This window comes from Spirillospora albida (genome assembly GCF_000718255.1).
GTDB classification, from domain to species: Bacteria; Actinomycetota; Actinomycetes; order Streptosporangiales; family Streptosporangiaceae; genus Spirillospora; species Spirillospora albida.
Window position 1 is genome coordinate 191767 of the sequence record NZ_JOFJ01000008.1, and the last position, 20994, is coordinate 212760.

The window sequence follows — 20994 nt, forward strand, 5'->3', positions numbered from 1 at the left end:
GGTCACCCCTTGTTCTTGACGTGCTGGAACCAGGCCAGCAGGGCCGCGGTGGTGGCGATGAAGGAGACGGAGGTGGCGACGGCGGCGCCGACCGCTCCATGCGCGGGGATCAGGAGGACGCCGAGCACGACCACGACGAGCAGGCCGATGCCCTGCCCGGTGGACGCGGCGCCCGGACGGCCCACCCCGTAGAGGTAGGCCATGATGAGGCCGGTGACGCCGAACGTGATGACGCCGGCGAGGCGGATGTAGGTGGGCACGACCGCGTCGTCGAACACGTCGCCGAAGACCCACGGCAGCGCGGTCCCGGCGATGAGCGCGAGCGGCAGCGCGGCGAGGACGGAGACGCCGAGCGCGGGCAGGATGAGGGCGGCGGTGCGGCGCGCGGCGCTCCGCGCGTCCTCCCGGGCGAAGTCCGGGTACAGGACGTAGTTCACCGCGAGGCCGGGCAGCTGGACGAGCTCGGCGAACTTGCTCGCGACCGTGTAGACGCCGAGCACCTTCGGCCCGGCGAGCGCGCCGAGCAGCGCCATGTCGAAGCGGAGCTGGAGCAGGTCGATGAGCTGGCCGGCGTAGCCGCGGAACCCGTATCCGGCGATCGCCGCGCCGAGCCGCCGGTCGGCGCGCCCCCAGCCGCGGAAGTAGCCGCGCCGCGCGAGCCGCCGGGCGATCCACGCGGTGGCGGCGAGGTCGGCGAGGACGAGGCCGGCGATGAGGGCGCCCGGCCCGTGCCAGCCGAGCAGGAGCGCGACGTAGATCGGCAGGAAGACGAACTCCTCGACGGCGATGGCGAGGCTCGCGCCGTTCTGGTCGTCGGTGCCCTGGAGGAGGCCCTTGCCGACGGACACGAACCCCTGCGTGAAGGCGGGGACGGCCGCCGCGAGCGTGACCCAGACGCCGAACGAGTCGAAGAACACGAGGAGGAGCAGCGGGCTGAGCGCGAGCCACACGACCGCCGCCGTGACGGCCCCGATGACGGTCAGCCACGCGAGCGTGGGCCGCACCCGGCTGCGGACGGGCTCCTCGCGTGCGAGGAAGTAGGGCGCGGCGGCGGGCAGGCCGCCGTTGGACAGGTGGCAGAGCAGCCCCGGCAGGATCCGGACCAGCGTGAACGCCCCGACCAGCTCCGGGCCGCCGACCCGGGCGACGAGGATCGTCGCGAGCCCGAGCGACCCGAGCGCGCCCATCCGCCCCGCCATGTTGCCCGCGACCAGGCCGATCAGCCTTCTCCTCATCGCGGTGCCCTTGGCGTCGGGCTTCGGGGGCCCTCCTTCGGCGGGCGCCGCGCGCGGTCGCCGCGTCACTCCGGCCCGTCCGGGGACTCCTTGCGCGCTCAGGGATTTCGCTCCGCTCATCCCCGGCTTCCCACGCGATCGCAGCGTCCGGGGAGGCGGGGGACGAAAGGGCGATGGCTTCCGGCGGCCGTGGAGTTCGAGGGCGGCGATGAGGCCGAAGAAGGCGAAGCCGTGCCGGTAGTGCAGGACCTCGTAGAACAGCCCGCAGATGAGGAACACGACGAGGAGCGCCCCGAACAGCTCCGGGCGCGGGACGAGCCGCGCGTAGGCGGGCGCCAGCGCGTCCCGCCGCGCGATCCGCACGCACATCCGCACCAGCACGACCAGCAGGAGGATCAGCGCGAGCCCGCCGATGAACCCGCGCTCCAGGACGGACGCGATGTAGTCGTTGTGCGCCTCCCGGACGTACGTCTCCTGCTCGACGAGCATCCGGTGCTCGGTCTGACCCGCGCCGATGCCCCACGGGTGCTCCTGCGCCTCGATCATGTGCCACGTGGTGGTGAACACGGTGCTGCGCGAGTCGGTGCTCTCACCGGTCGTCCGGCCGATGGAGTCGCGCAGGAGCGGGGACGTCTGGCTCGCGCGGTCGAGGTACGGCTGGATGTCGATCTGCGTGACGACCGTGACCGCGCCCCCGCCGAGGAAGGCGGCCGCCGCGCCGATCGCGATGGCGTGGTGCGCCTTGCCCTCGCGGAACAGCCGGAACAGGTGGCCGAGCAGCAGCGCGCAGCTCAGCGCGAGCAGGCCGCCGTTGGAGCCGGTCAGCAGCTCGGCGGCGAGCAGGACGCCGCACACGGTCCGGCGCTGCCACGCCTTCTCCGGGAAGCGGGTGGCGCGCGCGATGAAGAAGACGCAGATGAACCAGTTGGCCGTGTAGTTCGCGTCGCCGAACGTGAACATCAGGCGCTCGCCGTCGGGCTGCTTGCCGGACAGCGTGTCGTTGCCGATGGCGAAGCCGAACATCATGACGAGGGCGTAGAACGTGCCGATCCAGACGAACGAGCGCAGCGCGACGCGGAGCAGCGACGCGTCCCGCCCGAGGGTGGCGATGCAGACCGCCCACATCAGCACGAACAGGTCCTTGACCAGGGTGAGCACGCCGACGTCGTCGTTGGCGAGCGCCGCGAGCCCGCCCGCGATGACCGTGAGCAGGGTGGGCAGCAGGAACGGCCACCGGACGGGTACCTTCCGCGTCCCCGCCCACAGGAACGTGGTGACGATGAGCCCGACCAGGACGACGTCGGGCAGCCCCGTGTTGCCGGGCCCCGGCGCCAGCCCGAACGGCATCAGCATCGGCAGGGACGCGACGCCCGCGACGAGGACGACCGCCTCCGGCCGCCACCGCCGCCGCAGCGGAGCGGCGGCCCCGGCCCCGGCGCCGGCCCCGCTCCCTCCCGGCGCCTCCGGTGGCGCCGCCGCCGTCACCGTCATGACCGCGGGCGGGGGCGCCGGGACGTGCCCCGGTACGTCTCGTCCAGGACGGTGCCGAGGTGCGCCGGGGAGAACCACGGGCCGACCCGGGCGCGGGCCCGCTCCGCCATCCGGTCGGCGGCGGCCGGGTCGTCCAGCATGGCCGTGACGGCGGCCGCCAGCCCCGCCGGGTCCTCCGGCGCGCAGAGCAGGCCCGTCTCGCCGGCGAGCACGAGGTCCTGGTTGGACGGCACGGCCGTCGCGACGAGCGGAATGCCGGCGCCGATCGCCTCCACCAGCACGCAGGGCAGGCCCTCCCAGCGGCTCGGCATCGCCATCAGGTCGAACGCGGGCAGGACGGCGGCGACGTCGTCGCGGTGCCCGAGCCAGCGCATCCGGTCCGCGATGCCGAGCCTCGCGGTGAGCCGCGCCAGCCCGCCGGCCATCGGGCCGCCGCCCACCCACAGTCCGAACACGTCGTCCGGCAGCCGCGCCATCGCCTTCGCGAAGATCTCCGGGCCCTTCTGGAACTGGAGCCGCCCGACCGCGCCGACGACCTTCACGCCGAGCGGCAGGTCGAGGGCGCGGCGCGCCTGCGCCCGGGACCCGGGGGCGGTCGCGAACGCGTCGACGTCCACGGCCGGGTAGGTCAGCCGCACCCGCTCCGGCGTGGTGAGGCCGAGCCGCAGCGCGGTCGTCACCGTGTCCGACCCGACGCCGAGGAACGCGTCGGTGTGCTTCGCGGCGATCCGCTCCAGGCGGATGTAGGCGGTGCGCCGGGCGGCGGACTGGAACTCGTTGAACGGGAACCCGTGCCACGTGTGGACGATGCGGGGGATCCCGGCGCGGGCCGCCGCGAGCCGCCCGATGACGCCCGCCTTCGAGGAGTGCGTGTGGACGACGTCGTACCGGCCCTCCGCCAGCACCCGCGTCAGCGTCCGCAGCGCGGCGAGGTCGTCGCGCGGTGAGATCTGCGGCACCAGCCGCCCCACCTGCGCGACCTCCATCCCGGCGCGGTGCGCGTCCGGCGTGAGGTCGCCGGCCGCGGCGCGCGCGACCGCCTCGTCCCCGTACAGGACGACGTCGCCGCTGGTGGACGGCTCGCTGTCCATGCCGACGCCGCCGGTGATGAGCGCCCGCTCGTACGCGCCGTCCGGCAGCGCCAGCAGGCCGTTCAGGGCGACCCGGCCGCCGCCGCCGTTAAAGCGGGTGATCACGGTCGCGACGCGCAGCTTCCTGTCCGTACTCACGGTCACCTCACAGGCCGGGGAGGGCGCCGCGGCGCCCCGTGCCGCAGCGGGGAGGCACGGGCGGGGGCCGCCGTGCCGGGCGGTACTCGGGCAGCAGCCGGCGCAGCAGCAGCCGCACCTCGTCGGCGGAGCCGGCCGCCGCCGCCAGCGACAGCGCGTCGACCAGCCGCGGTGTCCCGGCGGGCGGCGGCGCGGGCCGGGTCCCCCAGATCTTCGGGTGGGCGGTCGGGACGCGCCGCTCGGAGTCCGCGAACGCCTTCTCGGTGAGCTTCTCGCCCGGCCCCAGCCCGCTGAACCGGATCGTCACCGCGGACGGCCGCAGCTGCGCCGCGTACCGCTGCACCAGGTCCAGCACGGGGACGGGCCCGCCGACGTCGAGGACGAACGTCTCGGCCTCCTCCGCCAGCGCCGCCGCCTCGACCAGCAGGCCCGCGGCCTCCGCCACCGTCATGACGTGCCGCGCCGCCTCCGGATGCGCGACCGTGATGACCTCGCCCGCCGCGATCCGGCGGGCGAGCGGGTCGAGCGGCGCGCCCGGCCCGCCGATCACGGCGCCGACCCGGACGGCAGCGAAGCACGTCGGGCCGCCCGTCGCGGTCTGCAGCAGCAACTCCCCGATCCGCATCGTCGCGCCCAGTACCGACGTCGGCTCCGCCGCCAGGTCGGACGACACGAACACGAGCCGCCGGACCCCGTGCCGGACCGCGCTGCCCACCACGTGCCGGGTGCCGGTCACGTTGGCGGCGACGCCGCGGCACGGGTCGCTCTCGACCGCGGCGAGCCGGTACCGGCCCGCCGTGTGGAACAGCAGTTCGGGCCGGGCGTCGCCGATGACGCCGTCGACGCGGGCCGCGTCCCGCACGTCCGCCTCGGCGAGCGTGACGAGGGACCCCGCCGGCGTCGCGGCCAGCTCGCGGCCGAGCCGCTCCAGCCCGCGCCCGTCCTTGTCGACGAGGCACAGGGCGGCGGGCCCGAGCCGGCCGAGCCCGCGGCTCAGCGCGCCGCCGACCGTCCCGCACGCGCCGGTGACGAGCACCCGGCGGCCGCGTACGAGGCGCCGCCCTCGCTGCGACGCGAGGACGACCTCGTCCCGGCCCATCGGCAGCGCGGGCGGCCCGGCCCCGGCCGGGGCGGCGGCCCGGCCGGAGCGGCGCGGCGGGAACCAGCGCACGGTCAGCCCCGGGTCCGCAGGGCCTCGGTGAGGGCCGCGACGACGCGGTCCTGGCCGTCCGGCGACAGCCCCGGGTACAGCGGCAGCGACAGCAGCTGCTCGGCGACCCGGTCGGTCACCGGCAGCCGCCCGCACTCCTCCTCGCCGAGCAGCTCCCGGTACGCCGTCAGCTGATGCGCCGGGATGAAGTGGACGGACGTCGCGACGCCCGCCGCCTGCAGCTCGTCCCCGACGACGTCGCGGTCCGGGACGCGCACCTGGTAGAGGTGCCAGGCGTGCCGCACGTCGGCGGGCAGGCCGCGCTGCGGCAGGATCAGGCCGGGGACGTCGGCCAGCGCCGCGTCGTAGCGGGCGACGAGCTCCTCCCGGGCGCGCTGCCAGTCCGGCAGCGCGCGGAGCTGGGCCCGCCCGATCGCCGCCTGGACGTCGGTCATGTTCGCCTTCAGCCCGATCGTCTTCAGGTCGTACCGCCAGCTGCCGCCCGGCATGTACCGCTTCCACGCGTCCTTGCTGAGGCCGTGCAGCCGCATCGCGCGGACCCGGTCGGCGAGCTCCTCGTCGCTCGTCGCGACCGCGCCGCCCTCGCCGATCGGCAGGTTCTTCGTCGCGTAGAAGGAGAAGCACGCCGCGAACGACGACGACCCGACCGGGGCGCCGCCGCGGGCCGCGCCCGGCCCGTGCGCGGTGTCCTCCACGATCCGCGACCGGTCGAGGCCGGCCGCGGCGGCGAGCGCCGGCACGTCCACCGGGTAGCCCGCCTGGTTCTGCGTGACCATCGCGGCGGGCTTCACCCGGGCGGCGGCCGCGGCCACCGTCTCCGGGCTCGGCACCAGCGTGTCCTCGTCGATGTCGACCAGGACGGGCCGGTGCCCCGCGTGCAGGATCGCGTTGATCGCTCCGCAGAACGTCAGGCTCGGGGTCAGCACCGGCGAGCCGGGCGGCAGGCCCATCGCGCGCAGGCACAGCTCCAGCGCGGTCGTGCAGGAGGCGACCGCGACGACGTGCGCCGCGCCGAGATGGTCGGCGAACTCCTGCTCGAAGGCGGCCGTCTGCGGGCCCGTGGTGATCCAGCCGGAGTCGAGGACCTTGACGACCGCGTCGGACACCTCGTCCGCGAGCGGGGGGACGTTGAAGGGAACGGTCGAGCTCATGGAGTTACCTCTTGTTCCTCTGGGAGGTGGCGATGACGCCGAGCAGCGGCCATCCGGACGCGGTGACCAGGTCGCGGACCGCCGCGAGGCCCGAGACGGGGGTGACGGGACCGGCGACCACGATCACGCCGACCGCGTCGTCGGCGCCCGGGTCGATGTCCTCGAAGGCGTGCACGTGGCAGAGCGCCCGGAACGGGACGGGCTGGGTGGACTCGGACGCGGTCTCCGCGGCGGTGGCCACCTCGGCCGCCTGCTGCGTCGCGACGGCGGCGCCGCCCGCGCGCACCACGGACGTGCTCTTCCTTCCCTCCGGGCCCGTGCTGTTGGACGACGGCGCTCCGTCGCGCCCACCGGTGCGCACGACCTTCGTCGTGTCGCCGTAGACGGCGGCCGCGATCTTCGACACCAGATCGGCGGGCAGGCGGCCCGGGGCGCCCACCAGCGTGACGCGGGCGCAGCCCTCCCGCTTCGCCGCGAGCCGGATCCGCCGGCCCAGGTCGGCGAGCTCCGCCGGGCTTCCGTCCGCCCGGCCGAGCAGCGGAACCCCGAGCCGGTCGGCGACCCGCCGCTGCCCCGGGACCGTCGGGCGGACCATCTCCGCCACCACCGCGATGAGGATCCCGCCGACCAGCCCGACCAGGCCCGCGATCGCCGCCATCATGATCATCGGGTTCTGCTCGGGCCGCAGCACCGCGGGCTGCACCACCGACGCGGTGCCCGCCGCCGACAGCTGCGTCCGCAGGTCCGAGCGGTTGGACCGCAGGTCGGTCAGCTCCGCCTGCACGCGCTCGCGCTCGTTCGCCGCGCCGATGTCGGGGACCGGCTGCGCGCCCGCCCGCCGCGCGAGCGGGCCCAGCCGCTTCTCCAGCTCCCGGATGCGCTTGTCGAGGGCGCCGATCTGCCGCGTGATCGTCCCCTGGTTCGACTCGTTGATCTCCTCGACCACGGCCGCGCCGATCGTGTCGGCGAGCCTCGTCGCGACCGCGGGGTCGCGGTCCTTGACCGTCAGCTCGACGACCGTGGACGTCCCGAGACCGGTCACCCCGATCGCCTTCGCGACCTTCTGCGGGGAGCGGTCGGCGCCCGTCTCGTCCAGCACCTCCACCAGGAGGTTCCGGCTGGTCGCGAACGCCTTGACCTGGCTGACCACGATGCTGACGCCCGCGTCGCCGGCCGCCGCGTCCGTCGCCCTGCCGCTGGCCTGCAGCCGGGTCTCCGCCACGGCGGGCGGTTCCTTCCCCTGCATCCAGAAGCCCACAAGCGCCAACGGGAGAACCGTCATGACCAGCAGGAGCGCCCAGTAGCTGCGCAGGACGCGGGCGGCGACCTCGTCGATCTCCATCGGCCTTCCCTCCGGCTCGGTAAGCGCCACCGTAGGAACGGGACTCCGGAAGGGGATCACCCAAACGACGACCCCGGACTACGCCGTTTGCACCAGGCGCCGGTCAGCGGTCCGGGCGCATCCCGGCGCGCATGGCCAGGGTGATCGCCTCCAGCGCCGAATGGGTCTCCAGCTTGGCGAGGAGGTTCTGCGTGTGTGTCCGGACGGTGTTGGCCGACAACCCGAGCCGCTCGGCGATCTCCGCGCGGCCGAGACCGTCGACCATGCACTGGAGGACCTCCCGCTCGCGCGGCGTGAGCGCCGCGAGGAGCCGCGCGTCGCCGTTCGGCTCCGGGGCGTCCGCGCGCAGCCGGCGCAGCACCTCGCCGAGCAGCTCCGGCGGGATCCAGCCGCCCTCCCGGGCCGCCGACCGGACGACCCGCGCCACGTGCTCGGCGCTCTCGGTCTTCGGCAGCCAGCCGACGGCGCCGCGCCGGATCGCGTCCACCATCGCGCCGAGGTCGGTCGACGCGGTCAGCATGACGACCCGGACGTCCGGATGCCGCTCCCGGAGCAGGTCCAGGACGTCCAGGCCGCTCTCCGCGCCGAGCGCCATGTCGAGGACGGCGACGTCCGGGCGCTCGGTGGCGGTGAGCGCGAGGGCGCGGCGCGCGTCGGCGGCGACGGGCAGGATCACGAGATCGGGCTCGCGGCCGAGGCGGGCGGCGAGTGCCTCGGCGAACAGCGCGTGATCGTCCACGATGAGGACCCGGGTCCGGTGCATCACCCGACGATGCCCGCGGCCCGCGCACGGCGGATCCCGCAAATGACGGAGAGGCGCCCCCGCGTTCGGGATGCTCCCTATCCGGGTTTCGTTCTCGGCCGAAGGCGGTGGCGGCGTCCGCCGCCCAGGGCGCGCGCGGGGGGAGCCGTGCGCGGACGCGCCACGGCGCCCCCGGGTTGACGCCGGTTCCGAAGCCGGTCAGCCGGACCACGGAGCGTTGACCCTCCCGCACGCCCTGCTGATCCTGAGCGTGTCGTATCAGGGACGCAGCGGCTCAGGGGAAATGCCATATGAAAGTCCTGATCACAGGGGGCGCGGGCTTCATCGGGAGCACGATCGCCTCCGCCTTCGGCGAGCGCGGGATCACCCCCGTCGTGCTCGACAGCCTGATCACCGGCCGGCAGCAGTTCACCGAGGGCAGGATCTTCTACCAGGGCGACATCGGCGACGGCGCGCTCATCGACGAGATCTTCCACGACCACCCGGACATCGAGGTCGCCGTGCACTGCGCGGCGCTCATCGTCGTGCCCGACTCGATGTCGGACCCGCAGCGCTACTACCGCGTCAACGTGGCGCGCACGCTCGATCTGGCCGGGCATCTGCTGCGCAACGGCCACGACAGGCTGATCTTCGCGTCCACGGCCGGGATGTACCGCCCGGGGCCGGACCTGTCGGTCACCGAGGCGTCCGAGCTGGCGCCCCAGAACCCGTACACCCGCTCGAAGATGATGGCGGAGCTGATGCTGGAGGACATCGGCCGCGCCGCCGGCCTGCGCGTCGTCTCGCTCCGCTACCTCAACCCGATCGGCGCCGACCCCCGCATGCGGACGGGCCTGCAGAGCAGCAAGCCGACGCACGCCCTCGGCAAGATGATCGAGTCGTACGAGCGCGGCGTCCCGTTCACGATCACCGGTGTGGACTGGCCGACCCGCGACGGCACGGCCGTCCGCGACTACATCCACGTCTGGGACATCGCCCGCGCCTTCGTCGAGGCCGCGGTCCGGTTCGACGCGGTCATCCCGCCGGTCCGCCCGGCCGGTGCCGGGCCGGGCTACGAGGTGATCAACCTCGGCACCGGCGGCGGCACCACCGTGCGGGAGCTCGTCGACGCCTTCCGCGAGGTCGTCGGCGACGGATTCCGTGCCGAGGACGCCCCCGCCCGGCCCGGCGACGTCGTCGGGGCCTTCGTAGATCCGGCCAAGGCGTACGAGCTCCTCGGCTGGAAGCCCGAGTACACGATCGGCGACGCGATCCGGCACTCCCTGGAGTGGGCGGAACGCCGCCGGGAGCTGGACGTCGCCTGACGCCTCAGCGCGGAACGAGGGTCACCGGGAATTCCGTCACGCCACGCACGAAGGCGTTCCGCAGAATTCTCGGTCCCTCCTCGTCCGCCCATTCCGCGGATTCCACCCGGGCGATGAACTCCTCGAAGAAGATCTGCAGTTCCAGGCGGGCCAGGGACGCGCCCAGGCAGAAATGCGGACCCATTCCGAACGCGATGTGGTCGCCCGGCCGGCGGGTGACGTCGAAGACGTCCGGACGGTCGAACACGGCCTCGTCCCGGTTCGCCGACCCGTACATCAGGAGGATCTGGCCGCCCGCCGGGATCGGCACGCCGGCGATCTCGGTGTCGCGGGCGGCGACCCGGCACATGTTGAGGATCGGGGTCGTCCAGCGGACGAACTCCTCGACGGCGCCGGGGATGAGGGACGGGTCGGCGCGGAGCGCCCGCCACTGGTCCGGATGCCGGATCAGCGCGTCGAGCGCCGTGGCGATGACCGTCCGTGTCGTCTCGGCGCCGCCGACGAGCAGCAGCAGCGCCTCGTGCGCGAGGTGCTCGTCGTCGTAGCGCGGCTGGCCCGGCCCCGCGTTCGCCCAGGTGGACAGCAGATCGTCGGACGGGCAGCGGCGCCGTTCCCGAGCCATCTCCAGCACGCTGAGCGCGAACTCGCCGCACGCGATCGTCGCCTCGTCGGTCACGTAGCGCCGCCCGCCGCCCGCGAACACGGCCGTCGCCGACCAGTGCACCAGCTCCGGCCACATCTCCTCCGGATAGCCGAGCAGCCAGCCGATGACGCGGGCCGGCAGCGGCGCGGCGAGCGTCTGGACGGCGTCGACGCTCCCCGCGTCCAGCGCGGCCGTCACGCAGTCGACGGCGGTCGCCCGGATCCGGTCGGCGTAGCGGGCCACGCCGCGCGGGGTGAACCACTGGTAGACCATGCGGCGGCGGTGCGCGTGCTCGGGGTCGTCATGGCCGATCATGGACGGGTCGGACGGTAATTGGGGGCGGTACCCGCCGGAATTCGTCCACAGTTTCGGGTCGCGTTCGGCGGCGAAGACGTCGGCGTGCCGGGAAATGCCCCAGAGGCCGTTCTCGGCGTCGTGGTGGACGGGTGATTCGGCGCGCAGCCGCGCGTACACCGACCACGGGTCCGTCGCGTACATCTCCCCGTCGAGGAGGTCGATGGTGAGCGTGTCCGTCATGTGGCCTCCGACCGTAGAACCACCGCGTGAGACTTGCGTCTAGACTAAAATCGCAACCAAGTGGGCGGCGGGTCAAGGGGCGGCCGGGTGCGGCCGAGGGACCGGGCCGCAACGCCGGTTCCGCACATAAGGCACGCCGCGTACGGAAGAATGGGGTGGTCCCAGCGAGGAGGAGCCTTGAACGGCGATGTCCGGTTCACCGTCACGCGGACGCTGACCAAGGATCAGCAGGCCCGGCGGGAACGGCTGATCGACTCGGCCCGCGAGCTCGCCCTTGAGGGCGGCTACCCGGCCGTGACCATGCACGACGTGGCCGACCGCGCGGGGGTCGCGCGCGCCACCGTGTACCGCTACTTCGCGACGAAGGACCACCTGCTCACCGAGGTCGCCGCCGCCTGGGCGCACCGCGTCACGTCCGACATCGCCCGTCCCGTGACGGGCGGCACCCCGCTCGAGCGGCTCGGCGAGCTGCTGGAGCGGATCGTCCATGTCGCGGCGGAGGAGATCACCCTCACCTCCGCCATCATCCAGGCCGTGACCTCGGACGATTCCAGCGTCGACGACGCCCGAAGCGTGCTGTTCCTGTTCCTGCGGGAGCGGCTGTCGGCGGCCATCGGCGACCCGATCCCGGAACGCGACGACGTCGAGGTCGTCATCAGCCACGTCCTGCTCGCCGCCCTGATCAGCGTCGCGTCGCTGCGCCGCCCGGTCGACGAGGTCGCCGCGATGGTCCGCACGTCCGGCCGGCTGGTGCTCGCGGGCGCGCTCGCGTCCGCGCGGCCGCCCGAACCGGCCTGCTGAGCCCCGGGGGTCGCCGCCGCGTTTGTCAACGCGGTGACAACCGGCCGGGCGCAATGCGTCGCCGACGGTGATGTCCGTGCCTCCGCCGCTCGGTAGCTTCCCGGCAGGAGGTGCGAACGGTGACCACGACCATCGAGGAACGCTCGCCCCTGAAGCCCTGGGCGGGCGTGCCCCGCCGGCTGTCGGAGATGTTCCGGCCCCATCTCGAGGCGCTCGCCGAGGAGATGATCGAGGAGATCCTCGCCGGCATCCCCGAGTACGCGCGCCCGCAGGACGAGGGGTACGCCCGGCTCGTCCGGCTCGCCGTCGAGGGCGCGCTGCGCCAGTTCGTCGACCTCATCTCCGACCCCGAGAGCTCCTGGGACTCCGTCGCCGCCGTCTACCGGGAGATCGGCTGGGCGGAGGCGCGCGAAGGCCGGAACCTGGACGTCCTGCAGACCTCGCTGCGGCTCGGCGCCCGCGTCGCCTGGCGCCGGCTCGCCGCCGAGTCGGAGCGGTACGACATCGACCGGCGGACGCTCGCCGGCATCGCGGAGGCGATCTTCGCGTTCCTGGACGAGATCGCCCGCGCCGCCACCGACGGCTACACCAAGGCCCGCGCGCAGGAAGCGGGCGAGCTGGAGCACCGCCGCCGCCGGCTGCTCGACCTGCTGCTCGCCGAGCCGCCGGCCGCGCCCCAGGCCATCGCCGACCTGGCCCGGCTCGCGCAGTGGCGGGTGCCGCGCACGGTCGCCGCGGTCGTCCTGTACGAGCGGGGCCGGCAGCCGTTCTCCCACCCCTCGCTCCCGCCGGACGTCCTCGCCGACGTCAACCGGCGCGAACCGTGCCTGCTCGTCCCCGACCCCGAGGGGCCGGGCCGCGGCCGGATGCTGGAGTCGGCGCTGCGCACCTGGGTCGCCGTGCTCGGCCCCACCGTCCCCACCGAGGACGCGGCCAAGTCGCTGCGCTGGGCGCGGGAGGCCCTGCCGCTCGCCCGGCGCGGCATCCTGCCGTCCGACCGGCTGATCCGCTGCGCCGACCACATGCCCGCGCTCGTCGTGTTCAAGGACGAGGAGCTGGTGCGCGCCGTCGCCGACCAGCGCCTCGCGCCGCTGAAGGCCGTCCGGCCGCGGCACCGGGAGCGGCTCATGCGGACGCTCCTCGCCTGCCTGCAGAACGGCTTCAACGCCACCGAGGTCGCGTCGCGCCTGCACGTCCACCCGCAGACCGTCCGCTACCGGCTTCACCAGCTGGAGGAACTGTTCGGGACGTGGCTCTACGAGCCGGAGAACCGCCTCGAGCTGGAGATGGTCCTGACGGTCTGGCTCATCGCGCCCCCGCCCGAGGAGCCCGCGGCACTGCCTCAATCAATCGATTGACGGATGCGGGTGCGCGACCTACCGTGTGCCCATGACCAGCGAATCCGGTGCCGAGCGCATCATCCCCGCGGCCACCCGGCTGTTCGCGGCGCTCGGCTACGACGGCACCTCCACCCGGATGATCGCCGACGCGGCGGGGCTGAACATCTCCACGGTCAACTACCACGCGGGCGGCAAGCGCGAGCTGTACCTCGCCGTCATGGAGCGCGCCCACCAGGCCGAACGCGCCGTCCTCGAAGAGGCCCTCGCCGCCATGACGCCGGACGCCGCGGGCGTGCTGGGCATCGTCGACCGCTACGTCGACTTCTGCGCCGCCCACCCGGAGATCCCGGCGCTGTGGATGCACCGCTGGCTCTCCGACGCCGCCGACGTGGCCGACCTGGAGGCCCGCTACGTCCGCCCGCTGCTGGACATGGTCGTCCAGGCCGTCCGCAAGGTCGTCGCGGACGACGTGGACGTCGACTACCTGGCCTGGACGGTCGTCTGGTGCACCCACGGCTTCGGCCAGGGCGGCATCCTCGACGCCGACGGGAACCGCCGGGGCCTCGGCGACCCGGGCGCGCTGGCCAGGTTCCGCACCCATCTGCGCCGCCTCGTCGCCACCGCCGCCGGCTTCTCCCCGGACGCCTGATGGTGCCGGAGCGCGACGCGGCCGCGCTGGGGGCCCTGTCGCGGAGGCGGCTGCTGGGGTACGGGATCGGATCGGTCGGCACAGGGGTCTTCTCCGCCGTTCCCGGCCTGCTGCTCCTGTACTACCTGACGGACGTCCTCGCGGTCGGCGCGGCCGTCGCGGGTGCCGTGCTGGTCGTCCCCAAGGCGTGGGACGTGCTGTTCAACCCGGTCGTCGGCGCCGCCAGCGACCGGGAGGCCGTGCGGACCGGCCGCCGCACGCGGCTGCTGCTCACCGGGGCCGTCGCGCTGCCCGTCCTGTTCGCCGCGATGTTCGCCGTGCCCGGTGACTCGCCCGCCCTCGCGGCGGCGTGGGCGGGGGTCGCGTTCCTGCTCGCCGCGACCGCCTTCGCGTGCTTCCAGGTGCCGTACGTGGCGCTGCCCGCCGAGATCTCCGACGTCCCGTCCGAGCGGGGCCGGGCGATGGCGTGGCGGATCGTCTGCCTCACCGCCGGCATCCTGCTCGCGGGCGGCGGCGCTCCCGTCCTGGTCGACACCGCAGGGGGAGGCCGGGCCGGATACGCGCTGATGGGCGCCGTCGTCGGCGTCGTCATGGGCGCCGCGATGGTGGCCGCCGCGCTCGCGACCCGGTGGATTCCGTCCCGTCCCGGACCCCGTCCCCTCGGGCTCGCCGCCGCGCTGCGCACCGCCCGGGGCAACCGGCCGTTCTTCGCGCTGCTCGGCGCGTTCGCCGCGCAGTCCCTCGCGGTCGCCGTCATGCTCGCGGGCGCCCCCTACGTGGCGGCCTACCGGCTCGGCGACCACGGGCTCACCGCCGTGATGTTCGTCTGCATGGTCGGCCCGAGCGCCGTCGCGGTGCCGCTGTGGCGCGCGCTCGCGCGCCGCGCCGGCGAGGTGCCCTGCTACCTCGCGGCCGTCTGGCTGTTCGCCGGGACGGCCGCCGCCCTGTACCCGGCGGTCACCTCCGGTGCGACGGCCGCCGTCCTCGCGCTCACCGCCCTCGTCGGGGTCTGCTACGCGGCCGTCCAGCTGCTGCCGCTGTCGCTGCTGCCCGAGACCGTCCACGCCGACAGCGGACGCACCGGCCACGCCCAGTCGGGCGCGTTCACCGGCCTGTGGACCGCCGCCGAGACCGGCGCGCTCGCCCTCGGCCCCGGCGTGTTCGCGCTCATCCTCGCCGCGACGTCGTTCCGGTCGTCCGACCTCGAGACCCCCGTGCGGCAGCCCGGCGCCGCCCTGACCGGCCTCACCGCCGGGTTCACCCTCGTCCCCGCGCTGCTGCTCCTGCTCAGCGTCCCGGTCCTGCTGGCCTACCGCCGCCAGGCCGCCTCCCACCGGAAGGAAACCGCCGTCCATGCCGTCTGACCCCCTGCCGGAGACCGGCCGACCCGCCGCCGACCTGCTCGCCGAGCTCGACCGCCTCGGCGAGGCCGACCTCCCGGTGCGCGGCGGCCAGGTCACCGCGTACGTCTACGACACCGGACGCGACGCCGTCCACGACCTCGCCGCCGCCGCCCACCACCGGATGCTGGAGGTCAACTGCCTCGACCCGACCGCGTTCCCCAGCATCGTCGCGCTGGAGCGGCAGATCGTCGGCGCCGTGGCCGCGCGGCTCGGCGGCGGGCACGGGATCTTCACCAGCGGCGGAACCGAGTCGATCATGCTGGCGGTGAAGGCGGCGCGGGACGCCCGCCCCGTCGAGGGCCGCGCGGAGATCGTCCTGCCCGTCACCGCGCACCCGGCCTTCCACAAGGCCGCCCACTACCTGGGGATGGACGTCGTGCCGGTGCCGGTCGACGACGCGTTCCGGGCAGCGCCCGCCGAGATGGCCGCCGCCATCACGCCCCGCACCGTGCTCGTCGTCGCGTCCGCGCCGTCCTACCCGCAGGGCGTCATGGACCCGGTCGAGGAGATCGCGGCGCTGGCCGCCTCCGCCGGGGTCCTGTGCCACGTCGACGCGTGCGTGGGCGGCTGGATCCTCCCGTGGCTCCGCGACGCCGGACGCCCCGTCCCGCCGTTCGACCTCTCCGTCCCGGGCGTCACCTCCATCTCCTGCGACCTGCACAAGTACGGGTACGCGCCGAAGGGCGCCTCGGTCGTCCTGTTCGCGGACGAGGCGCTCCGCCGGCACGCCTACTTCGCGTCCGCCGGATGGCCCGGCTACACCGTGATCAACACGACCGTGCAGAGCAGCCGGAGCGCCGGGCCGCTCGGCGCGGCCTGGGCGACCCTCAACGCGCTCGGCGCCGCCGGGTACCGCGACCTCGCCGAGCGGGCGATGGCCACCGCGGACGCCTTCGTCGCGGGCGCGGCGGAGATCCCCGGGCTCCGCGTCCTCGGCACGCCCGCCGTGCCGCTCGTGTCCGTCACGTCCGACGATCCGGAGCTGGACGTCTTCGCCGTCGCCGACGAGGCCCGCGCCCGCGGGTGGTACTTCCAGCCGCAGCTCTCCTGCGGGGGCATCCCGCCGAACCTGCACTTCACGCTGACCGGCGTGACCGACGTCGAAGCGCTCCTTCGAGCCCTCGCCGACGCCGCGAAGGCCGCGCGGGAGGCCGGGCCGCCCGACGTCCCCGCCGACCTCGTCGGCGCCCTCGCCGGTCTGGACCTCGACAGCCTCGACGACGCCGGATTCGCGGGCCTCCTCGCGTCCGTCGGCGTCGACCTCGCCCCGAGCAGCGGCGAGCCCGAGATGGCCGTCGTCAACGCCATCCTGGACGCCCTGCCGCCCGAGACCCGCGAGGCGCTCCTCGTCCGGTTCCTGTCGGCGCTCTACGCGAGCGCCTGACGGCTCACCGCAGGCGGGTCAGCCGCTTCACCAGGTCGGGCTCGGCCAGCGTCCGGTCGAGCTCCAGCGGTACCCGCGCCGCGCCCGCGCGGACGGTCGCGACCCGCTCCCCGGCGCCGCCCTCGGCGGGCGGGTCGCCCAGGACCCGCACGGGCACCGTCAACCCGGGCCACCCGACGACCGTGACGGCGGACGCGGCGCGCAGCGGCGTCCGCCCCCCGAGGCCGTCCTCGATCCGCGCGACCCGCGCGCCCGCCGGGGCGAGGGTCGTCGCCGTCAGCGCGCCCCCGGCCGCCGCGACGAGCTGCTGACCGGCGCTGATGGCCGCCATCGCGCTCGATGACCGCTGCCCCATGACCGCGCCCAGGATCAACGTCGGCACCCCGGAGACGGCGGTGCGCGCGGCGAACACGTAGTTGCCGCCCGCCGCGTCCGTGTACCCGGTCTTACCGCCCACGACCCCGTACTGCCCGAGCAGGATGTTGCCGCCAGGACGCGCCGGGCCGCCGTCGTCCGGCACGTAGGCCCGCTTGTTCACGATCTCCTCGAACGCCGGCAGCCGCATCGCCGCCCGCAGCAGCTTCACCTGGTCGGCGGCCGTGCTGACCGTCCCGGAGTGGTACCCGCTGGGGTCGGTGTACCGGGTGGCGTCCATGCCCAGCGCCTTCGCCGCGGCGTTCATCTTCGCGACGAACGCCGGGCCGCTCCCGGCGTCCCACCGCGCCAGCTCGTGCGCCACGTCGTTCGCCGAGATGATCATCAGCGCCTCGAGGGCCTTGCGCTGGGTCAGCCGCTGGCCGGCGGTGACCCCGAGCAGCGACTCCCCGCGCCGCTTGCGCGCCGGGATCTGCGCCGCCGCCTGCGGTGACACCGTCAGCACCGGCCCCGGCTCCCCGGCCGCCAGCGGATGCTCCTTCAGGTACACGTACGCCGTCATCACCTTGGCGACGCTCGCCGTGGGCGTCGGAGCCGCCCCACCCGACGACCCCATCAGCCCGAGCCCGTCCACGTACACGACGGACTGCCCCTGCCCGCTCCAGGGCAGGGTGGGCGCGGTGCCCGCGAACGTGTGGCTGGACGCCGAGAGCGTCAGCTCGACCGTGGGGTCCGGCAGCGGCCGCAGGAGCTGCCCCGTGACCGCCCCGACGAGCAGCACGAGGACCATGAGAAGCGTGACCAGCGGCCACCGCCGCTTCTTGCGCGGCTCCACGTCGACGGGCATCGGCGGAGGCGCCTGCGCGATGGGCGCTCCGTTCTCCCAGGGCACGGCCCACGCCCCCGAGGAGCGCGTGTCCGGGGGAGCCGACTCCTGCGGAGCCGGGACGTGCCAGACCTCGTCCTCGGGCGGTCTCACCGGCCTGGGGGGAAGCGGAGGCGCGACATGGGCGGACTCGGCCGGCGCGCTCGCGGGGGCGTCCGGTGCCCGGACCTCCCAGACCTGGTCCTCCGGCTCCGGACGCAGGCGCCGGGGCCGGTCGATGACCGTGCGCTGCGGCGACGGCTCCGCCGGAGCGGCAGCCTCCGCGGCCTCCTCCGGGGCGCCCTGCTCCGGATCGTCCTGCGCCGGAGGCCGCGGGCCGGCCGGCTTCACGACGGGCATGCGGTCGACGATCGTGGGGTTGGGAGACGGACGCGGGGCGGGCCCGGAGCCGGCCGGGCCGGGCGTGTCGTCCTCGGCCTCGGGCTCCTGTTCCGGCGCCGCCGGAGGGGCCGGGCGCGGCCTGCGGGGAAGGGCGATGTCGGGGCGGGTGAGGGAGGCGTCCTCCGGGTCCTCCGGGTCCTCCGGCTCTTCCCGCACCTCGTCCGCGGCGGCCTGAGCCTGTCCGGAAACGGCCTCCGCCTGCTCGCCGGCGCCGTCCGTCTCGTCGGCCCGGTCCTCGTCGGCCTGGTCCTCGTCGGTTGCGGTCTCCGCCGCCTCCCCGACGGCGACGTCCGGCACCTCGGTGGTGTCCGGTTCCCGGGCGTCCGGTTCCTGCGTGTCCGGTTCCCGGGCGTCCGGCTCCTTGCGGGGCGGGACGCGGAACTCGGCCGTCGGGGTGCGGGATCTCGCGGGCTCCGGGGTTCCGGCGGCCTCGCCGGACCCCTCCTCGACCGCTTCCGGATCGGTGGTGTCCGGTTCGCCGGTGCGCTCCGCTTCCCGCTGGACGTCGTCCACGGCCCCGAACCTCCTCGACTCGCGTCCAGCACACAGACGGAGGTCCTACGCCGTCGAGCCCCCCGTGCATTGAAGGATGCGCAGTTTAGCCGGAAGGTTCGCCCCGTTACGCATTAGTGATCATGTCCGCGTGAACCCGGAACGGGCGTTGTGGAGATACCTGGCCGACGATGTCCCCTACGTGAAGGGCCGGTCCGCATGCCATGGTGTCGGCGATGACCGTTCCCCCCGCGGCCCCACCGGTCTGCGACGGCGACCTGATCGCCCGGTCGCGGTCCGATCCGGAGGTCTTCGCGGTGCTGTTCGACCGCTACTCGGCGATGCTCTACCGCTACGTGTCCCGGCGGCTCGGGCCGGAGACGGCGGAGGACGTCGTCGGTGAGACGTTCCTCGTCGCGTTCAGCAGGCGGCACCGGTACGACGTCGCGCGGCCGGACGCGCGGCCCTGGCTGTTCGGCATCGCGACCAAGCTCGTCGCGCGGCAGCACCGGACGGAGGGCGCGCGCTACCGGGCCCTGCGGCGCAGCCCGGTGGACGGGCCGGTGGACGGCCCGGCGGACCGGGTCGCGGCCGGCGTGACCGCGTCGGCGGCGCGGCCCCTGCTGCTGGAGGCGCTGGACGGCCTGGCCCGGCGGGATCGCGACGTCCTGCTGCTCGTGGCGTGGGGCGACCTCACCTACGAGGAGGTGGCGTCCGCGCTGGACATCCCGGTCGGGACGGTCCGGTCGCGCCTGAACCGGGCCCGCCGCAAGGTCCGCGCGGTGCTCGGCGACAGCAATCCGATGAACGAGGGGGCGTAGTCATGGACGACCTGGAACTGCTGCGCGGCCTCGGCCGGCACCTGGAGGACGACCCGCCCGCGACGCTCGTCCGGCAGCGGCGGCGGCTCCTGGACGCCGCGCGCGGGGGCGGGCGCGCCGCCGGGAGCGTGCGCCGGCCGCACCGGTGGGCGCTGGCCGGCATGGCCGCGGCGGTCACGGCCGCCCTGATCCTGGTGCCCGCCGTCCTCCTCGGCCGGGGGGACCCGGGACCGGCCGCGACCGGCGACAGGCCGCCCGCGAGGAAGGGCGGCGCCCTGAACGTCCTGCTCCTCGGCTCCGACAGCCGGGGGCGGGGCGGGGAGCGGTCGGACACCATCGTCCTGATGCGCATCGCGGCGGACCGCCGGAGCGCGCACGCGCTCAGCCTCCCGCGCGACACGCTCGTCCGGCTGCCCTCATGCGAGGCGCCGGGCAGAACCGTTCCGGCACGGCGCGGGCCCATCGCCACGGCGTTCACGGACGGCGGCATCGCCTGCGCGATGAAGACGGTCGAATCGCTCACCGGTGCCCGGGTCGACCGGGGGGTCGTGGTCGAGTTCGGCGGGTTCAAGCGGATGGTGTCCGCGCTCGGCGGCGTCGATGTGACGCTCCCGACGGCGGTGGACGACCCGTCGTCCGGGCTGCGGCTCCCCGCCGGGCGGCACCGCCTGAACGGTGAGCAGGCGCTGGCCTATGTCCGGGCGCGGCGGGGGCTCGGCGACGGTTCGGACCTCCAGCGGATCGTCCGGCAGCAGCGGTTCATGGCCTCGATGGCGCGGCGGGCCGAAGACCGGCGGCGGCGCGACCCGCTCCGGTTCGGGGCGTTCCTGGCGGCGGCGGCGGGCTCGGTCCGGACCGCTCCGCCGCTCGGCGTCGGCGGGATGCGCGCCCTCGCCGACGACCTGGCGTCGATCCGCACCGAAGAGATCGCGTTCAGCACGGCGCCCGTCCGGTCCGCGCCCGGGGACCCGAACCGGCTCGTCCTCGATCCGGCTCGGGCCGAGAGGGTGTTCGCCCAGTTCAGAGCGCGGCGGTGAGGCGGCGATCGCGTGTGGCGGGCCAATGAGTGATCCCCGCTCTGCCGGGTACGTGCCCGCACATCCGGGGCCCCACGAACGAACGATCCGGTTCAAGGAGTGATATGGCCACCAAGATCCGCGACATCATGACCAGCTCACCGACGTCGGTGTCCCCCGACAGCGACATCGTCTCCGTGGCGAAGAAGATGCGGGACGAGGACATCGGCGCGGTGCTCATCGCCGAAGGCGACGACCTGTTGGGTCTCGTCACCGATCGCGACCTGGTGGTGCGGGGGCTCGCCGGCGGCGGCGACCCCTCCCAGGCCAAGATCGGGAAGATCTGCAGCGAGGTCACCGCCACCGTCGGCCCGGACGACAGCCTCGACAAGGCCGCGCAGATCATGCGCGAGCGTTCGGTCCGGCGCCTCCCCGTGGTCGAGGACGGCCACGCGGTCGGCATCGTGTCGATCGGCGATCTCGCCATCGAGAAGGACTCCTCCTCGGCGCTCGCCGACATCAGCGCCGCCCGTCCGAACACCTGACGCGCGGCGGACGCGCCCGCCCGCTCCACCACCTC

17 protein-coding genes are annotated in these 20994 nt (G+C 74.7%); 9 read left to right on the forward strand and 8 right to left on the reverse strand.

All coding sequences use genetic code 11. From position 1 onward, the window contains the following. Nucleotides 1-2: 2 nt before the first annotated feature. The 6 genes from IE99_RS0113535 to IE99_RS0113560 form a co-directional block, all read right to left on the reverse strand. Nucleotides 3-2726 carry a lipopolysaccharide biosynthesis protein gene (locus IE99_RS0113535; protein WP_084219478.1) on the reverse strand — a complete coding sequence of 908 codons (2724 nt, stop codon included), beginning with the start codon at nucleotides 2724-2726 and terminating at the stop codon, nucleotides 3-5. Further along, nucleotides 2723-3955 carry a glycosyltransferase family 4 protein gene (locus tag IE99_RS0113540; protein ID WP_030169238.1) on the reverse strand — a complete coding sequence of 411 codons (1233 nt, stop codon included), beginning with the start codon at nucleotides 3953-3955 and terminating at the stop codon, nucleotides 2723-2725. The genes IE99_RS0113535 and IE99_RS0113540 overlap by 4 nt, the downstream gene beginning before the upstream one ends. A 7-nt stretch (nucleotides 3956-3962) precedes the next feature. Continuing rightward, the gene (locus IE99_RS0113545) at nucleotides 3963-5126 is read right to left on the reverse strand and encodes a polysaccharide biosynthesis protein (RefSeq protein ID WP_051712472.1); all 1164 of its coding nucleotides are present in this window, start codon (nucleotides 5124-5126) and stop codon (nucleotides 3963-3965) included. Nucleotides 5127-5128: 2 nt separating this feature from the next. Then, nucleotides 5129-6277, reverse strand: coding sequence for a DegT/DnrJ/EryC1/StrS family aminotransferase (locus IE99_RS0113550; protein ID WP_030169244.1), 1149 nt, complete (start codon nucleotides 6275-6277; stop codon nucleotides 5129-5131). 4 nt (nucleotides 6278-6281) lie between these two features. Beyond that, complete coding sequence (locus IE99_RS0113555) at nucleotides 6282-7619, reverse strand: YveK family protein (RefSeq protein ID WP_030169247.1); 1338 nt, start codon at nucleotides 7617-7619, stop codon at nucleotides 6282-6284. 103 nt (nucleotides 7620-7722) lie between these two features. Further along, complete coding sequence (locus IE99_RS0113560) at nucleotides 7723-8382, reverse strand: response regulator transcription factor (protein ID WP_030169250.1); 660 nt, start codon at nucleotides 8380-8382, stop codon at nucleotides 7723-7725. A 290-nt stretch (nucleotides 8383-8672) separates the two neighbouring features. On the opposite strand from IE99_RS0113560, the gene galE reads away from it, so the two are divergent. Continuing rightward, the gene (gene galE / locus IE99_RS0113565; protein ID WP_030169252.1) at nucleotides 8673-9686 is read left to right on the forward strand and encodes a UDP-glucose 4-epimerase GalE; all 1014 of its coding nucleotides are present in this window, start codon (nucleotides 8673-8675) and stop codon (nucleotides 9684-9686) included. 4 nt (nucleotides 9687-9690) lie between these two features. Here the strand turns inward: galE and IE99_RS0113570 are convergent, their stop codons facing one another. Then, nucleotides 9691-10866, reverse strand: coding sequence for a cytochrome P450 (locus IE99_RS0113570; protein ID WP_030169255.1), 1176 nt, complete (start codon nucleotides 10864-10866; stop codon nucleotides 9691-9693). A 177-nt stretch (nucleotides 10867-11043) separates the two neighbouring features. Between IE99_RS0113570 and IE99_RS0113575 the strand changes: the two genes are divergently transcribed. The 5 genes from IE99_RS0113575 (at nucleotide 11044) to IE99_RS0113595 (ending at nucleotide 16443) form a co-directional block, all read left to right on the forward strand. Further along, nucleotides 11044-11667, forward strand: coding sequence for a TetR/AcrR family transcriptional regulator (locus IE99_RS0113575; protein WP_030169257.1), 624 nt, complete (start codon nucleotides 11044-11046; stop codon nucleotides 11665-11667). Between the two features lie 119 nt (nucleotides 11668-11786). Next, nucleotides 11787-13025, forward strand: coding sequence for a PucR family transcriptional regulator (locus tag IE99_RS0113580; RefSeq protein WP_245623188.1), 1239 nt, complete (start codon nucleotides 11787-11789; stop codon nucleotides 13023-13025). A 31-nt stretch (nucleotides 13026-13056) separates the two neighbouring features. Continuing rightward, nucleotides 13057-13656 carry a TetR/AcrR family transcriptional regulator gene (locus IE99_RS0113585; RefSeq protein ID WP_030169261.1) on the forward strand — a complete coding sequence of 200 codons (600 nt, stop codon included), beginning with the start codon at nucleotides 13057-13059 and terminating at the stop codon, nucleotides 13654-13656. Further along, nucleotides 13656-15020: an MFS transporter gene (locus IE99_RS0113590; protein ID WP_030169264.1), complete on the forward strand. Its 1365-nt coding sequence runs from the start codon at nucleotides 13656-13658 to the stop codon at nucleotides 15018-15020. Before IE99_RS0113585 ends, IE99_RS0113590 begins: the two co-directional genes overlap by 1 nt. Further along, nucleotides 15010-16443: a pyridoxal phosphate-dependent decarboxylase family protein gene (locus IE99_RS0113595; RefSeq protein WP_030169267.1), complete on the forward strand. Its 1434-nt coding sequence runs from the start codon at nucleotides 15010-15012 to the stop codon at nucleotides 16441-16443. Before IE99_RS0113590 ends, IE99_RS0113595 begins: the two co-directional genes overlap by 11 nt. Before the next feature lie 4 nt (nucleotides 16444-16447). Here IE99_RS0113595 and IE99_RS33045 read toward each other — a convergent pair whose 3' ends face one another. Then, entirely contained in the window at nucleotides 16448-18598 is a 2151-nt protein-coding gene (locus tag IE99_RS33045) for a D-alanyl-D-alanine carboxypeptidase (protein ID WP_245623189.1), read from the reverse strand. Between the two features lie 215 nt (nucleotides 18599-18813). Here IE99_RS33045 and IE99_RS0113605 point away from each other — a divergent pair, with 215 nt between their 5' ends. From IE99_RS0113605 to IE99_RS0113615, 3 genes are all read left to right on the forward strand, one after another. Further along, nucleotides 18814-19398 carry an RNA polymerase sigma factor gene (locus IE99_RS0113605; protein WP_030169273.1) on the forward strand — a complete coding sequence of 195 codons (585 nt, stop codon included), beginning with the start codon at nucleotides 18814-18816 and terminating at the stop codon, nucleotides 19396-19398. Between the two features lie 2 nt (nucleotides 19399-19400). Beyond that, the gene (locus IE99_RS29140) at nucleotides 19401-20435 is read left to right on the forward strand and encodes an LCP family protein (protein WP_051712474.1); all 1035 of its coding nucleotides are present in this window, start codon (nucleotides 19401-19403) and stop codon (nucleotides 20433-20435) included. Nucleotides 20436-20539: 104 nt separating this feature from the next. Beyond that, the gene (locus tag IE99_RS0113615) at nucleotides 20540-20959 is read left to right on the forward strand and encodes a CBS domain-containing protein (protein WP_030169279.1); all 420 of its coding nucleotides are present in this window, start codon (nucleotides 20540-20542) and stop codon (nucleotides 20957-20959) included. Nucleotides 20960-20994: the final 35 nt, after the last annotated feature.